Here is a 15,694-nt window from a genome sequence, read left to right as displayed (position 1 = left end):
GGAGTCTCTTAAGTATTGCTGCGTTATTTACCGAGAGCATCGCTAGGTTCCTTTTTCATCTAATGCGTCGTTTTTTGATCGAGATAAGTTAAGTGGTAATCCGAGCAGCGTCAGCAAGGCAGCGAGTATCCAAGCGGGCCCGCTACCGGTGCGTGCGAAAGGAGTTAGGCCCTGCATCGGGGTCACCTCGCCAGTTAAACTGGCCTGTTCAAACTGTGGGGCACGGGCTGTGACGTGACCTTGTGAATCGATGATGGCCGTCACGCCATTACTGGTAGCTCGAAGTAGGTGACGACCATTTTCAAGGGCACGTAGACGCGCCATTTGAAGATGTTGGTGTGGGCCAATGGAGCGCCCAAACCACGTATCGTTGGAAACCGTTAATAGCAGCTCGGCATTACGCGCCTGTTGGGCGACATGGTCGGCAAAAATGATCTCGTAACAGATGGCAGTGCCAATGGTAGTTCCAGCCACGTGTAACGGAGCCTGTACGTCTGACCCAGGGGTCAGGCGGGGTGCTGGCAAGTCGAAAAAAGCAAGGGTGTCAGCGAGGAGGCTTTGGAATGGCAAATACTCGCCAAAGGGTACTAAGTGCGCTTTCTGGTATTCGCCTTGCACATCATTTAGCCCTATGACGCTGTTATAAGAGCGCCCTTCACCATCGCGTTGCAAAATGCCAGTTAACAAGGCGGTGTCAGGCCCCAGGTCTGACGCTACTTGCTCAAGTATTCGCTGTGCTTCCTGCTCAAGCATGGGAAGGGCTGCCTCGGGCCAAACGATGAGATCGATATCCTTTGCTTGCTCCCGTGTCATCGCCGTGTAGATACTGATCGCCTCGCGCTGCCCTTGTGCAGTCCACTTAATGCGCTGATCAAGATTCCCTTGCAGCAATGCCACCTGGATGGGCTTGCCAGCCGGGGTTGTCCATTGGGCGGGCAATAGGAATGGAACGATCCACAGGCCAGCCATTGGGACGAGAAAAACCCAGCGGCGACGCAGTACCTCTACCCCTAACGTGCCTGTCAGCGCGGTAATGAGTGACAGCAAGTACACACCACCAACGGGCGCCCATGGGGCTAATGGAGAATCTATCTGAGAGGTGCCTAACAATAACCAGGGGAAGCCGGTCAACAACCAGGTGCGTAGCCATTCGCTCATCACCCACATACCGGCAAAGCTAAGAAAGGCTAACCGTGGCCCCGCGATGCGTCGATAGAGCCCAAAGGGGATTGCAAAGAAGAGCGCCAGAGCGCTGACAAAAAGAGTGGTGAGGAGCATCGCCACCAAGGCCCCGGTGCCACCGAAATCGTGAATAGCAACGAAGACCCACGACGTACCAGAACCGAACAGGCCTACCCCATAGCACCACCCACGCAGGGTGGCTATGGCGGGCGTTAGCGACGCTATCTTCCAATAGACCAGTGCCACGGCCACTGGGCCAAGCCACCATAGGGAAAAGGGAGCGGCACTCAAGGTGGTCAGTACCCCAGCGGCTAGCGCTACAACGCAATCGACTATTGGTGAGAGTCGCCCAGCAAAAAGCGTATATTTTTTTTCTTGATCGACCGAATCCATACCGTTATTCAGCGCGCTTAAAAGCAGGACTTTCACGCCATAACGCCACTGCGAACATCAATACACCTGCAAACAGCGCGATATCGGCCATGTTAAAGGCGGGCCAATGCCATTCGCCCCAGTAAACGTCCAGGTAGTCGACGACGTACCCACGCGCTAAGCGATCAACGGTATTACCGAGTGCGCCGCCAAGAATCAGACTGTACGCACAGGCTTCCAAGCGCGGCTTGGGTTTGCATAGCTGCACGAGCAATACGACGACCACCACCAACGCTAAACCAAGAAAGAGGTAGCGCTGCCAACCACCTGCCTCCGCGAGAAAGCTGAAAGCGGCCCCTGTATTACCGGTGTAAACCCAGTTAAAAAACGGTGTTAGCGGAATGACTTGGCCAAACGACATCTGGGCATGCACGATTTCTTTGACCAGTTGATCGGATAGAGCCAACACGCAAGCAAATGTGAACCATGGCCAACGTCGTGAAGGGCTGTCGTGTTGCGCTGTACTCATGACGTTGTTTGTCCTTGTGACAGGCCTGTCAATGCGGTACTGGGCGAAAAGCGATAACCCAGCAGTCGCATGGCGTTCAACGTCACCAGGACGGTAGCACCGGTATCGGCCATCACCGCAATCCACATACCGGTAATACCCAGAGCTGTGGTGACCAGGAAAATGGCTTTTAAGCCAAGGGCGAGAACAACGTTGGTTTTCACATTGCGTAGCGTGGCACGAGATAGGTCTATCAGCTCAGCGATGCCGGTAACGCGGTTCTTGAGCAAGGCTGCATCGGCGGTTTCCAACGCCACATCCGTGCCGCCACCCATCGCGATACCCACATCGGCTGCCGCGAGTGCCGGTGCATCGTTGATGCCATCGCCTACTTTACCGATGGGGCCACAACCTGTCGCTTGCCAGTCTCGAACATACGCTGCCTTGTCTTCAGGCATTAGTTCGCCGTACGCTTCAATGCCTAAGCGCCCCCCAGTGGCAGCGACGGTGCGGGCATTATCACCGCTGAGCATGACCGCCTGTACGCCTAAACGGGATAGCGCCGCTAGGCCTTCAAGGGCATCTTCGCGTGGCTCATCGCGAACAGCGATCAAGCCCAACAAACGCTCGCCTTCGACGAGGAGAGCGAGGCTCTTACCGGCTTCTTCTAACGCGATAATCCGAGCACTGAGACTTTCCTCCAGGATGACTTTCTCGTGAAGGTGACGAGGCGTCATTAAGCTCAGCTCGCGACCCTCCACCTGGCCTGAGACACCGCGCCCCGCCAGAGCGCGGCTGCCGATGGCGGTGGGGAGGTTTAGGCCCGATTGTCGGGCATGCTCAACGATAGCCGTGGCGATAGGGTGACTGGAATCTCGCTCTATCGCGGCGGCGAGCCGCAATACGCTGTTATCGTCTTCCTCAGCGATCCAAGACTCCACATCTGTGACTCTTGGAGTACCCGCAGTGAGGGTGCCCGTTTTATCTAATGCCACCAAGCGAAGCCTACCTAACTGTTCAAGAACGGCTCCCCCTTTGATCAATAGGCCGCGCCGAGCGCCCGCCGAGAGGCCTGCGGCGATGGCGGCTGGGGTGGAAATGACTAACGCGCAGGGGCATGCGATTAACAGCAATGCTAACGCACGATAAATCGACTCCGACCATGCCATGGTCGATACCAGCGGTGGCACTATCGCCATCAGGAGGGCGAGTAAGACGACGGCGGGCATATAGTAATACGCAAAACGATCAATAAAGCGTGCTATCGGTGCCTTGGCGGCCTGTGCTTCTTCAACCAGGCGAATAACGCGTGCGATCGTATTGTCATCAGCGCCTCGTGTTACCTCCACCTCCAGGGCGGCATCAAGATTCACTGTGCCAGCAAAAATGTCATCACCAGGCGCTCGCGAACGGGGTATGGACTCGCCGTTTACTGGCGACTCGTCAATGTCGGAGGTGCCCACCAGGATGCGTCCATCGCAGGGAACGCGATCACCGGGCCGCACCAGCACACGCTGACCGGGTTTAAGTGACTCCGCCGAGACGTCACGCAGATGGCCATTGTCCATCAGCCTCGCCGTTGAGGGTGTTAAATTTGCCAAGGCTGAGATACTGCGGCGCGCCCGTGACGCAGCTACCCCTTCGAGTAGCTCACCTACGGCGAACAAGAACACGACCATCGCAGCTTCAGCAGCAGCATCGATAGCCAATGCACCAAGCGCAGCGATGCACATCAGCATTTCGATGGTAAAGGGATTGCGCATCTTGAGGGCGCCCCAGGCACTCTGCGCAATGGGTATTAAGCCGACCAGCGTGGCCAAAATGAAAGGCATATTACCCAGCGCAGGCCATGCTAAACGAAGCGCGAAGGCTACGATCAGCAGATTGCCTGTGATAATGACCAAGCGCCCTTTAGCGGTTTGCCACCAAGAGGATGAAGCACCAGATGCGCGTGTTTGGCCATCAGGGGAAGTCACTTGATAGCCTAGTTCGTTCAGGATGCCCTCAATGGTCTGTTGCGAGGGGCCTCCATGATCGCGCTGGTGAATCTTCACCGATCCCGTGACGGAGCTTGCCGTGACTTCCTCAATGCCGTCCAGCCGCTCTAGCGCCGACACAACCTTGCGCTCACAACCGCCGCAGTCCATGCCTTCAACACGCAGCGTCAAGACGGTAGGCGCTGTTGTCGGCGTTGATGTTTTCATGGTGCCTCTCCTCCCAATGGGCTATGGTTTTGAAGTGTAAACCTTGTAGCAACTACAGCTTCAAGCCCTGCGTAAGGAGTTTTACCATGTCGATGATGGGGCAAAGTATCAGCATTGGTGAGTTAGCACGACGAGCCGATTGCAAACCTGAAACGGTTCGCTATTACGAGCGTATTGGGCTGTTGCGCGATGCGACACGAACCGGCGGAGGACAGCGCCGCTATGGAGACGACGCTGTGCGGCGCTTGACCTTTATTCGTCATGCCCGAGACTTTGGCTTTTCGGTAGAGTCAGTGCGAGAGCTTTTGGCCATGTCAGATCAACCTGATATGCCTTGCCAAGAAGTCGATGCCATCGCCACGCATCACCTAAAGAAAGTGGAGTCCCGCCTTCAACGACTGTCCGCACTGCGTGAGGAGCTTCAACGGATGGTCACGCAGTGTGCCGGTGGCAAAGTGGAAAGCTGTCGAATCATCGAGGTCATCAGTGATCATCAGCTCTGTATCACTGAAAACTCACATGGAGGGGCTCACGACTTGAGTTAGAACTAACGCTACGCCCCACGCCCAATGCTTAGCCCAGCGAGACATCCAAAAACAGCATGAGTACCAATCCGATGGAGAGGCCCAGCGTGGCCTTTTTTTGGTGCCCGCTCCGATGAGTTTCGGGAATAATTTCATGACTGATCACATACAACATCGCCCCCGCCGCAAAGGCCAACCCCCAGGGCAGTAGCGCTTGTGACATGCTGACGACCCCAGCGCCTAATAAGCCACCCAACGGCTCAACAAGCCCCGTAAGGGCAGCAATCGTCCATGACCGCCAACGTGAATAGCCCACGCTTAGCAGTGATACTGCTACGGCCAGTCCTTCTGGGGCATTCTGTAGTCCAATGCCAATCGCTAGCGGCATGCCTCCTTCGCTTCCCCCTGCGCCGAAGGCCACGCCAACGGCCAGCCCTTCTGGCAGGTTGTGTATCGTAATGGCAATAATAAACAACCAGATACGACGTAGTGAGGCGGCCTCCGGCCCTTCTCGACCCTGTTCGAAGTGTTCATGAGGTAAGAGCTCGTTCAGTAGTGCGACCGTTCCAATCCCTAGCAAAATGGCCGCACAGGCAATGGCAGCAGGCACAACGCTACCTCCATAACGCAGTTCCGAGGCTTCTAAGGAGGGTATGATCAGTGAGAAGAAAGAGGCCGCTAGCATGACGCCAGCGGCGAATCCCAACGCTAAATCGCGAACACCACGATCCGGTGTTTTGGTAAACAAGACGGGAAGCGCACCGACAGCCGTCATCAAGCCCGCCGTAAGGCTTGCCAATACCCCCATGGTGAGTAACCGTCCGGTAAACCCACCTTGCGCCATGCGCTGCCAACGTCAGGATAGTGTCCACTTATTTTCTAGTGGACACTTAACATGAACGAATTAAGCGCAACCAAACCCTATCAGCGCCGTCGCCGGTTTTCTCGGGAGTTCAAAGCCCAGATCGTAGCCCAATGCCTGGAGCCCGGCGCATCTGTCTCCCGGATTTTCTTGGATAACGGCCTTAACGCCAATATGGCCCGGCGCTGGATCCAAGAGGCGCAGCAGGCGAATAAAGCACCTTCAAAAAGGACAGAGTTCGTGCCGGTCAACTTGCCGACAGTACCTCCGGCGCTTGACAATGAATCAGTCCCTGATAAGCGTAGCACCATCCGCATCGAGGTTCCCCGCGCCGGTGGCGCGGTTGTGGTGGAATGGCCTGCGGAGCAAGCTCATCAGTGTGCTGCTCTGTTGCGGGACCTGCTGGGATGATCCGCATTGAGGAGATCTGGCTGGCCACCGAACCGCTGGATATGCGAGCCGGGCCAGACAAAGCTCTGGCTCGGGTGATTCAAGTGTTTGGTTCGGCCAGGCCCCATTGTGCCTATCTGTTCGCCAACAAACGGGGCAACCGGATGAAGGTGCTTATCCACGATGGCCTCGGCATCTGGCTGTGTGCCCGTAGGCTGAACCGGGGCAAGTTCCACTGGGGCGAATCTTGGCGCGGTGACCAACTGCGCCTGACAGAGGAACAGTTATCCGCCCTGGTTCAGGGCCTGCCCTGGCAGCGCCTTGGTGCGGAAGGCATCATCTCCATCCTGTAACCACAAGTGCCGTGATGCCGCTATAGCCAGAACCGCGAATCGCTTGCGGCTCATGGGCTTGGCATACTAAGCGGCATGACTCTGCGCCCCGATATCAACCAACTCTCTGCCGATCAGCTCCGTGCCCTGGCGACGGAACTGATGGACTCATTGGACGCCAAAGATCAAGTCTTGGACCGGAAGGACCGGGCGTTGGTGCGCAGCAATGCCATCATTGAGAAGCTGACCCAAGAAGTCGCCATCCTCAAGCGTCACAAGTACGCCCGTCGCAGTGAACAACTCGATGCGGTTCAGGGGAAACTGTTGGACGAACTGATCGACAGCGACCTGGCCGCCATCGAAGCCGAGCTGGACCAGGCGGTGACCGAGGAAGAGAAGGCCTCTCGGCGCAAGCAGCAACCCAAGCGCACCCCACTACCGCCAGAACTCCCCCGCACCCTGATCCACCACGAACCGGACGATATCCAGTGCCAGTGCGGCTGCCAGCTCAAGCGCATCGGTGAGGATGTCAGCGAGAAGCTGGATTACGTGCCGGGCGAATTCACCGTCGAGCGCCACATCCGCGGTAAATGGGCCTGCGACCAATGCGAAACCCTGATACAGGCACCGGTACCACCGCAGGTGATCGACAAGGGTATCCCCACCGCCGGTCTGTTGGCTCAGGTGCTGGTGGCCAAGTACGCCGACCATCTGCCGCTGTACCGCCAGGAACGCATCTTCGGTCGAGCCGGTCTGGAAATCCCACGCTCTACTCTGGCCGAATGGATCGGTGCCTGCGGTGTGCAGTTGCAGCCCCTGGTGGATGCGCTGAGAAACACCTTGCTGGAACACAACGTTCTGCATGCCGATGAAACCCCGGTCAGCATGCTGGCTCCGGGCAAGAAGAAAACCCACAAGGCCTACGTCTGGGCTTACTGCACCACGCCGTTCTCGGACCTGAAAGCCACCGTTTACGACTTCGCTCCCAGCCGGGCGGGCGAACACTCCCGCACCTTCCTGGGTGACTGGCAGGGGAAGCTGGTGTGTGATGATTATGCTGGTTACAAGGCCGGGTTCGGCAACGGCATCACCGAGATCGGCTGTATGGCCCATGCCCGGCGCAAGTTCTACGACCTGCACGAAGCTAACAAGAGCGAACTGGCAGCCAAGGCGCTGGAATACATCGGCGGACTTTACGAAATCGAACGGGAAACCAAGGACCTGCCGCCGGATAAGCGCCGGGAAATCCGACAAACCAGAGCCAAACCACTTGCTGACGCACTGCATCAGTGGATGCTGGCGCATCGACAGAAGGTGCCGGATGGTTCCGGCACGGCCAAAGCCCTGGATTACAGCCTCAAACGCTGGGAAGCACTGACGCGCTACCTGGACGATGGCGCTGTGCCCATCGACAACAACTGGGTGGAAAACCAGATCCGACCCTGGGCGCTGGGACGCAGCAACTGGCTGTTCGCCGGATCACTGCGCAGTGGCCAGCGTGCTGCCGCTGTGATGACATTGATCCAGTCAGCCAAGCTGAACGGACATGATCCCTATGCTTACCTGAAGGATGTGCTGACCCGCCTGCCGACGCAGAAAAACAACGCTATCGCCGAGCTGTTGCCCCACAACTGGAGGCTGGGCGAATCTAACAAGAATCAGGATTACGTGGCAGACGGTATCTCCCTGGAATCGGAAGCCTGCGGTGAATTGCTTTGCTACTAAATTCGGTGACCACCTTAACGGTCACCTGCAACGGAATGAGCTGTTACACAGAACTATTTGAAGGCTTCCCGATTACTGTACGTTTAAATTTTTCTGGTATTGCAGCATTTGCTCCATCATCAGCTGCATTTGATCCATGCGCTCTTGCATCATCTGAATCTGTTTTTCGGTAGTCAAACCATCGCCATTTTTTGGTTGACCGCCATTCATCATGTGCTGACCGCCCATCATGCCGCTTTGTCCCTGCATCATGCCGGGTCCCATCATGCCGCGATGCATAAAATTCATTTGCTCTTGCATCGCCTCCCTGTGTTCTCGCATCAATCGTTGCCGCTCCTGCGGTGAAGCTTCATCAGGTATGCGTTGCATGAGCTGGTTCATATGGGACCAGTTCTGGTGCATCTGCTGCATTTGCTCCTGATCCATCATCATGCCAGGACCATGCCCTTGCCAGGGGCCTTGGTCACCATGCGCCAGTACCAAGGCTGGAAAAACCAATAGCGCAGCGGTTGCTGCGAGCCCTTTAAATGAAATCATATAGTTATCCCCCGAAAATGAAATGCCCACTCCATTGCACTTATCATTGTAGATCTTTATTCAGATAAACGCCGATCTTTACGACTAGAGTAAACTAGCCATTGACCCTGTAGTAACTACAGGGTTTTAAATTGCACCATTTGTACAAGACCCGGAGCCGAGAAAATGCGCAACGCCTGTGACGGACAGTGTGGCAGTGAGGAAACTGGCACAGATAATTACACTCAGAACCCCATCGTCACCACGCCGGGAGCCCAGATCAGCACCTACAAAGTGCCAAAAATGGATTGCCCCTCAGAAGAGCGAATGATTCGAATGGCGCTCACGGGCTTTGACAACATTCAGTCACTCTCATTCGACCTATCGAATCGAAAGCTGGAAATTATTCATCAGGGCGAAACCGGACCCATTACCAGCAAGTTGGAAGCCCTGGGGCTGGGCGCTTCCTTGCAGAAGTCAGAAGAGGCCAGCGCTGAATCCGTTAGAGCGGCTGAGTCGTCTAATGCCAACGAAACCGAGGAATCCGGCACTTTATGGATACTGCTGGCAATCAACGGCCTGATGTTTCTGGTCGAGATGACGATGGGCCTGATCGCCCAGTCCGCTGGCCTGATTGCAGACTCGCTAGACATGCTTGCCGATGCCGCCGTCTACGGTCTCGCACTTTACGCCGTTGGGCACGGCATCAAAATGCAGGTCAGAGCGGCCCATGTGGCAGGCATCCTCCAGCTTATCCTTGCCGCTGGGGTATTGGTTGAAGTTAGCAGACGTTTTCTGTTCGGCAGTGATCCTCAGTCGTTAATGATGATGGCCGTCGCCTCTGTTGCTCTCATTGCGAATATCAGTTGCCTGCTCCTGATCGCAAAACACCGTGAAGGCGGTGCTCACATGAAAGCCAGCTGGATATTTTCAGCTAACGATGTGGTCATCAATCTGGGGGTTATCCTCGCAGGGCTTCTTGTCGCCTGGACCGGCTCCAACTACCCGGATCTGGTTATTGGCGGCATTGTTGGTGGCATCGTCTTGATGGGTGCCAAACGCATACTCGCACTGAAAGGCTGAACCTTTCGGGGGCAGGCGGTCGATTATCGGCTTGCCGTTGCCAATCTACGGGGAGTAAACATCAATGCACAGTGAACTGAAGCCATCCTATCTTGCGGAGCTTGAGGCGGCACGCAGGGCGGAAGGCGCGGGCGATTTCCAGACAGCCTTCACCCATCTGGAACGTGCCCATATCCTCAGCCAGAAATATGCTCTGGCGCACGCTGCAACCCACTTACGGATGCTCAGACTGGGTTGGCGAACAAGAGACGTCCGTGAAGTGCTGGGGCAGTTGACCCGAACCATTGCCGCCCTGATCTTTTCCCGAATTTGGGTTCCGGTCGGAAATACCGGTCGCGCAAACGTCAGCGCGTTTGCACCCATGCCGGTGCCCGAAGACTTGGCAGAGATACTGGGAAAAACGCGCGGTCAGTAGGGTTGCTCACACCGTACCGAAGAATCAGCGGCTCCCTTGACCCTATAGTTGCTACAGGGTTCATAACTAGACCAACATCGTTGTTGATCATTGATAGAGGAAAAAATGCACGATCACAGTCACGGTCACGACCACAGTCATCATTTCGACACCCATAACCGCTCCTTTGCGATTGCTGTGTTCCTCAACATCCTGTTCGTCGTCATCGAAGCGGTGTACGGGGTCATATCCGGCTCTCTCGCCCTGCTTGCTGATGCCGGCCACAACCTAAGCGATGTCATGGGGTTGATCATGGCCTGGGCAGCGAGTTGGCTGGCCAGCAAAGCGGCAACCAACGCCAAGACCTATGGCCTGAAGAAAACCACTATTCTAGCGGCCCTGTTTAACGCTCTGATTCTGATCGCCGCTGTCGGTGGTATTACCTGGGAAGCCATTCAGCGCCTGACAGATCCTGCCGACGTCGCCGGGCTGACCGTCGTGATCGTGGCTGGCATTGGCGTATTGATCAACGGCGCAACCATGATGCTCTTTCTCAACGGGCAAAAAGGTGACATCAATATCCGTGGCGCTTTCTTGCATATGGCCGCAGATACCGCAGTGTCGGTAGGCGTCGTGATCTCCGGCACGATACTGATGTTCACCAACCTGACCTGGATTGATCCGATTGTGAGCCTGGTTATTGCCGTTGTGATCTTTGTGGGCACCTGGCAGTTGCTGAAGGACTCCGTAAACCTGGCAGTGGATGCTGTCCCAAAGGGAATTGATCCTTCGGCTGTTCATGAGCGTCTTGAAAGTTTGCCCGGCGTACAATCGGCCCATCATCTTCACATCTGGGCACTGAGTACTACTGAAAATGCGCTGACCGTTCATCTGGTGAAACCGGACCCTGGGAGTGACGATCAGGTGATCAGTGAGGCTACGGAGATGCTGAACAAGCATTTTGGCATTCAGCATACGACCATCCAGTGGGAGCGTGGTGATGAACAATGCCCTAACACTGGCCACTGCGGGACGCAGGCTCACTAAAAAGGCATGAGAGCGTGAAACTGACACTGGCAACTACCTTTCCAGCGCCCGCTGATCACGTCTGGGCGCTGGTCAAACAAAGCAGTACGCTGCTGTTTGTTTGCAAGGGTCTTCTGGGTTTCGAGCGCTCAGAGCATTTTCCTCAAGAATGGCGAGAGGGAAACAGAGAAGTCACACGCTTAATGTTTTTTGGCTACATCCCGGCGTGGAAGCACACACTGACGTTTACAAGGATTGACGACGAACAGCGAATTCTTGCGACTGAGGAAGGCGGGGGGCTGGTTCCGGTCTGGAACCACGTCATTCAGGTTGCCCCGGATGGAAGCAAGGCCTGCACCTACAGTGATGAGGTGAACATAAAGGCAGGAATATTCACGATAGTGGTGTGGCTCTACGCTCACATTTTCTACCGGTATCGCCAGCATCGCTGGCGCACCTTACTGCGAGAGATCGCACATCATCCATCTGATTCTTGAATCAACAAGGCCACAAACTCCATGCGGGAAATGATCGAACGCCACCAGGTCTGGGCCTACCTCATCGCTGTTGTTCTCGGCCTGGTTGTGGGCTGGACTTCTTCCCTCGGCGACAGAGTGCCGGATGGCGTGATCTGGGCCTTACTCGGGGTTCTGCTCTACGCCACGTTTACTCAAACACCGTTGACTCACCTGTCTGATGTGTTCCGGGATCGTCGGTTCATGGGGGCCCTGCTGACCGGCAATTTTCTGATTATGCCGGCGATTACCGCTTTGCTGGTATTGGCACTGCCAGACAATGACGCGCTGAAGCTGGGGGTGCTTCTGGTATTGCTGATGCCCTGTACCGACTGGTTTGTCACCTTCACCCATCTTGGCAAGGGGGACAGCACCCGAGCCATTGCGGCAACGCCGGTTCTGTTAATTGCTCAGTTGGCGCTTCTGCCACTTTACCTCTGGTTTTTCCTGGGCAATCAGTTCGATGTAAATCTGGAGATTGGGCGACACCTTCTGCCAGCTTTTGCCGGGCTGATTATTGTCCCGCTTATCCTGGCATTTCGGACTGAAAAATGGGCCGAAAAGTCCGAAAAAGCGACCGGATTGATTCGCTCGATGGGTCTGATGCCGGCCCCCCTGCTGACTGTCGTGCTGTTCATCATCTCAATGACACAGGTCAGTCAGATCGACAGTACCGGCGCTCTCATCTGGCCCTTGATGATAGTGTTCCCGGCTTATCTGCTTGCGGCGGCCCTGGTCGGAAAAGTTCTACGGCGGGTCTATCGATTACCGGTAGCAACCGGACGCACCGTCATCTTCAGCCTTGGAACGCGTAACTCCTTCGTCGTGTTACCTTTGGCACTGTCACTGCCAGAGGCTTGGGCTGCGGCCGTCGTGGTGATTGTCGTGCAGTCTTTGGTGGAACTGTTTGGAATGATGTTTTATCTGAGGTGGGTGCCCGACCGGCTGCTACCAAATATCTGAAAATCTGCCACTCGTTAAATTCATCTAAAATAGGAAGATCCTGCGTGCTTACCCGAAACCTGGTCATAACTCTCGTTCTTTTTTGTCTGGTTGCCTTTGCTGCCGCTTTTGTATTTTACGACCGCTCTCAGGGCACTGATCAACCGCCGTTGTTGAAAAAACGCCCCTTGTAAGAGATTACTCTCCCGTTATCGGCCCTGAGGATGCGCCGGTGACCATTGTCGAGTTCTTCGACCCATCCTGCGAAGGCTGTCGCGCCATGTACCCCTATGTAAAACAGATTATGGCGGCTTACCCGGACAAAGTGCGCCTCGTATTACGCTACGTGCTGTTTCATAAAGGCTCGGAAGAGGCCGTCAGAATCCTGGAAACCGCCCGTGAACAGGGGGTCTATGAGCCGGTACTGGACGCTGTTATGGAAGCACAACCGAAATGGCACGATGATCCAAAGGTCGCCGCAGCATGGGATGCGGCGGAGTCAGCCGGACTTGATGTCGAAGCCGCTCGGGCCGGTATGAACTCACCCGAGATTGACGGCATTATTCAACAGGATGCTGCGGACGTTAAGGCGGTTGGAATTTCCGGAACCCCAACATTCTACGTTAACGGAGACACCTTGAGCCGCCTGGGGCCTCAGGAACTGTACGACCTGGTGACATCCAAGGTAGAGTCACTGAAATAACAACAAAACAACCGGCAACGCTATGTCACTGCTTGACTACCTTTTACCCTACGATTTCTCGCCGCTGACCATACTCAGCTACATGCTCGTGATGGGATTCTATGGCGTCGGGCTAATTCGGATGCCGAAACAGGACCGGCCAGGCTCACTGCGGATCTTTGCGTTCACCCTGGGGGTACTGATCTGTTATGCGGTGATGCAGACCCGCTTCGATTACTACGCACAATACATGTTCTTCGTCCATCGGGGTCAGCACCTGATTCTTCATCATATCGGTCCGATCCTGATCGCCCTGTCCAACCCTTTACCGGTGATGCGGTTCTGGTTCGCAAAAATCAGCCCGGGCTGGAGGCATACATTGAGTCCTCTGGGCTGGGTCTATAACGTTCTGCAACAGCCTTTTATCGCCCTTTTCCTGTTTGTCGGGCTTATCTATTTCTGGCTGTGGCCATCAATCCATTTTGACGCCATGCTCAGCCGGGATCTGTATTGGGTCATGAACTGGAGCATGTTGCTGGATGGCCTGCTGTTCTGGTGGTTGATCTTTGATCCAAGACCGCCGGCGATCACCTCATCGCTGGGATATGGCAAACGCATGTTGATCCTGGCTGTGGCCGGTGTACTTCAGATGATACTGGGAGCGTGGATCGTGTTCTCGCGAGACATGGTCTACGACGTTTACGAGGTGTGTGGCCGCGCCTGGCCTCTGGACCCCGAGGTTGACCAATTCCTCGGCGGCCTTTTGACCTACATTCCCCCGGCTATGATGAGCATTATCGGGATTCTGCTTATCCTCCGTCGTGCCATGCACCAGGACGGGAAATACACGAATCATTCCAGAAATCTTGAGGGAAAGGCATCATGAGCGCTCGTTTCTGGCGGCAACGCACCAAGGCCTTACCGTCCATTTCAGTGTTGGTCATGTCGATGCTTCTTACTGGTTGCTTTGGTAACGATGAGGACTGGCATGGGAAAAACATCAGCGGCCTGATGCCCGAGCTGGAATTCGATTTGATGAACAGTCAGGGCGAGCCGGTGTCTGGCAGTGATTACGACGGCCGCGTGCGCATGCTGTTTTTTGGGTTCACCTCGTGCCCCGATGTTTGCCCGACCGCCCTGCAAAAACTCAATCAGGTAACCAGCAGCCTGGCCCCTGAACTTCAAGATGAGGTGCTAACTCTGTTCGTGAGTGTCGATCCGCAACGTGACACACCTGAGCGCCTGGCAAACTACGTAGATTTTTTCGGCGACAACATTGTGGGGCTCACCGGAACCGAACCTCAGCTTCGCGAGCTGGCCAAACGCTATCGGACAACCTTTGGTTATGACGAACCTGGCCCCGACGGAAATTATGCGGTGTCACACAGCAGCGCGATCTATGTGTTTGATCGTGACGGCAGCGCCCGCTTATTAATTCGACCTGGTCTTAAGGCTGAAGAGATCAGACATGATCTCGTTGCTCTTATTCAGGAGGATTCCTGAGTTAATGACGTTCGCTATCGGAAGGTAATCCCCAGTTGCTGGGCCATTACGGCAGTAGCGCTTGGATCAAGATGGGATTGCCGTACGCTTACCATGGTGACGAGAGAAACCTCTTCCATACCGATTACCTGTGTTGTGATAGATGAGTGATTACACGACCCGGGTTCCATAACGAGGCAAACACAAGTTCACGATGCTAATGATCCATGCAAAGCTGTTAAGCACGGGTCGATATGGCTCGTTATGGGTCTTTAAACGAGATCAAGTCATAAATGGACGCCGTGCCGATAGCATGTTCCAAGCGATCTCTTGCCTCGTAAAGTGATGCTTGATATTCACTCTGAGTCGGCTGTTCACCCAGCATGATGCGTTCACCTTGACCAAGGGGATCAACAGGCTGGTTATTAATCCTCACTTCGTAATGCAGGTTGGGGCCCGTGGCGACACCAGAGGCACCTACCTCTCCGAGCGACTCTCCCGCGTTGACTAAATCCCCAACCATTAGCTGCGGGGAGAATCGGCTAAGGTGTGTGTAGCGACTCATTGCCCCTGTTTCGTGTTCCACCTCGATCACCTGCCCGTATCCCCCTTGGCGCCCTATAAAGGATACCCGCCCAGGTGCGGTGGCAATGACTGGTGTTCCCGTTGGTGCAGCCAAGTCAATTCCATTATGAGGGCGCATCCCTCCATACACAGGATGTCGCCGATTCCCAAAGCGAGACGTTAAGCGGGCACTAAGCACGGGCAACCGCAACGTGCCTAGTAGGCTGTCGTTTTTGAAAAGAGCTACGTCCCCCTTTTGGGCGACCGGCCATATGACCTCCAAGGGCTCTGCCTGATCAGTGCGTATTCCGGCGAACGTGACCGGTCATTCCGGTGATCGTGACCGATTTGCACACGGCCTTCACGCTGGAGAGAGTTTTGTACGCTGAGC

17 protein-coding genes and 1 pseudogene are annotated in these 15,694 nt (G+C 55.3%); 12 read left to right on the top strand and 6 right to left on the bottom strand.

The features are described 5' to 3' along the window. Positions 1-42: 42 nt before the first annotated feature. The 3 genes from lnt to QC815_RS02185 are packed head-to-tail and all read right to left on the bottom strand — an operon-like array spanning position 43 to position 4,266. Entirely contained in the window at positions 43-1,575 is a 1,533-nt protein-coding gene (gene lnt / locus QC815_RS02195) for an apolipoprotein N-acyltransferase (RefSeq protein ID WP_309767058.1), read from the bottom strand. Between the two features lie 4 nt (positions 1,576-1,579). Continuing rightward, positions 1,580-2,083, bottom strand: a complete 504-nt coding sequence (gene lspA, locus QC815_RS02190; RefSeq protein WP_253026803.1) for a signal peptidase II — start codon at positions 2,081-2,083, stop codon at positions 1,580-1,582. Beyond that, a complete protein-coding gene (locus QC815_RS02185; protein ID WP_309766713.1) occupies positions 2,080-4,266 on the bottom strand; it encodes a heavy metal translocating P-type ATPase in 2,187 nt (728 codons plus the stop codon). Before QC815_RS02185 ends, lspA begins: the two co-directional genes overlap by 4 nt. Positions 4,267-4,352: 86 nt before the next feature. Here QC815_RS02185 and QC815_RS02180 point away from each other — a divergent pair, with 86 nt between their 5' ends. Further along, complete coding sequence (locus QC815_RS02180; protein WP_253026807.1) at positions 4,353-4,811, top strand: MerR family transcriptional regulator; 459 nt, start codon at positions 4,353-4,355, stop codon at positions 4,809-4,811. A gap of 28 nt (positions 4,812-4,839) precedes the next feature. Here the strand turns inward: QC815_RS02180 and QC815_RS02175 are convergent, their stop codons facing one another. Next, complete coding sequence (locus tag QC815_RS02175; RefSeq protein WP_309766709.1) at positions 4,840-5,598, bottom strand: ZIP family metal transporter; 759 nt, start codon at positions 5,596-5,598, stop codon at positions 4,840-4,842. Between the two features lie 87 nt (positions 5,599-5,685). Here QC815_RS02175 and tnpA point away from each other — a divergent pair, with 87 nt between their 5' ends. The 3 genes and pseudogenes from tnpA to tnpC form a co-directional block, all read left to right on the top strand. Then, entirely contained in the window at positions 5,686-6,063 is a 378-nt protein-coding gene (tnpA, locus tag QC815_RS02170) for an IS66-like element accessory protein TnpA (protein WP_309766707.1), read from the top strand. Continuing rightward, on the top strand, positions 6,060-6,395 hold the full coding sequence (tnpB, locus tag QC815_RS02165) for an IS66 family insertion sequence element accessory protein TnpB (protein WP_309766705.1): 336 nt from the start codon (positions 6,060-6,062) through the stop codon (positions 6,393-6,395). Before tnpA ends, tnpB begins: the two co-directional genes overlap by 4 nt. A gap of 75 nt (positions 6,396-6,470) precedes the next feature. Beyond that, positions 6,471-8,009 (top strand): annotated as a pseudogene (gene tnpC, locus QC815_RS02160) (IS66 family transposase); the annotation flags it as partial. A gap of 162 nt (positions 8,010-8,171) precedes the next feature. Here tnpC and QC815_RS02155 read toward each other — a convergent pair. Continuing rightward, complete coding sequence (locus QC815_RS02155) at positions 8,172-8,636, bottom strand: hypothetical protein (protein WP_309766703.1); 465 nt, start codon at positions 8,634-8,636, stop codon at positions 8,172-8,174. A 165-nt stretch (positions 8,637-8,801) separates the two neighbouring features. Between QC815_RS02155 and QC815_RS02150 the strand changes: the two genes are divergently transcribed. From QC815_RS02150 to QC815_RS02115, 8 genes are all read left to right on the top strand, one after another. Then, on the top strand, positions 8,802-9,698 hold the full coding sequence (locus tag QC815_RS02150) for a cation efflux transmembrane domain-containing protein (RefSeq protein ID WP_309766701.1): 897 nt from the start codon (positions 8,802-8,804) through the stop codon (positions 9,696-9,698). A gap of 64 nt (positions 9,699-9,762) precedes the next feature. Then, on the top strand, positions 9,763-10,113 hold the full coding sequence (locus QC815_RS02145) for a DUF3703 domain-containing protein (protein ID WP_309766699.1): 351 nt from the start codon (positions 9,763-9,765) through the stop codon (positions 10,111-10,113). Positions 10,114-10,218: 105 nt separating this feature from the next. After that, positions 10,219-11,139 carry a cation diffusion facilitator family transporter gene (locus tag QC815_RS02140; protein ID WP_309766698.1) on the top strand — a complete coding sequence of 307 codons (921 nt, stop codon included), beginning with the start codon at positions 10,219-10,221 and terminating at the stop codon, positions 11,137-11,139. Positions 11,140-11,153: 14 nt separating this feature from the next. Next, a complete protein-coding gene (locus QC815_RS02135; protein ID WP_309766696.1) occupies positions 11,154-11,615 on the top strand; it encodes a hypothetical protein in 462 nt (153 codons plus the stop codon). A 21-nt stretch (positions 11,616-11,636) separates the two neighbouring features. After that, a complete protein-coding gene (locus QC815_RS02130; protein WP_309766694.1) occupies positions 11,637-12,596 on the top strand; it encodes an arsenic resistance protein in 960 nt (319 codons plus the stop codon). A 190-nt stretch (positions 12,597-12,786) separates the two neighbouring features. Continuing rightward, entirely contained in the window at positions 12,787-13,278 is a 492-nt protein-coding gene (locus QC815_RS02125) for a DsbA family protein (protein WP_479694311.1), read from the top strand. 22 nt (positions 13,279-13,300) lie between these two features. Then, a complete protein-coding gene (locus QC815_RS02120; protein ID WP_309766691.1) occupies positions 13,301-14,143 on the top strand; it encodes a cytochrome c oxidase assembly protein in 843 nt (280 codons plus the stop codon). Beyond that, entirely contained in the window at positions 14,140-14,760 is a 621-nt protein-coding gene (locus tag QC815_RS02115) for an SCO family protein (RefSeq protein ID WP_309766689.1), read from the top strand. The genes QC815_RS02120 and QC815_RS02115 overlap by 4 nt, the downstream gene beginning before the upstream one ends. A gap of 241 nt (positions 14,761-15,001) precedes the next feature. Here the strand turns inward: QC815_RS02115 and QC815_RS02110 are convergent, their stop codons facing one another. Beyond that, positions 15,002-15,442 carry a M23 family metallopeptidase gene (locus QC815_RS02110; RefSeq protein WP_309766687.1) on the bottom strand — a complete coding sequence of 147 codons (441 nt, stop codon included), beginning with the start codon at positions 15,440-15,442 and terminating at the stop codon, positions 15,002-15,004. Positions 15,443-15,694: the final 252 nt, after the last annotated feature.

This window comes from Vreelandella gomseomensis, assembly GCF_031451645.1.
In the GTDB taxonomy this organism is placed as follows: Bacteria; Pseudomonadota; Gammaproteobacteria; order Pseudomonadales; family Halomonadaceae; genus Vreelandella; species Vreelandella gomseomensis.
Note: the sequence above shows the minus strand (reverse complement) of the source record. Positions and strands in the feature narration are given on the sequence as shown.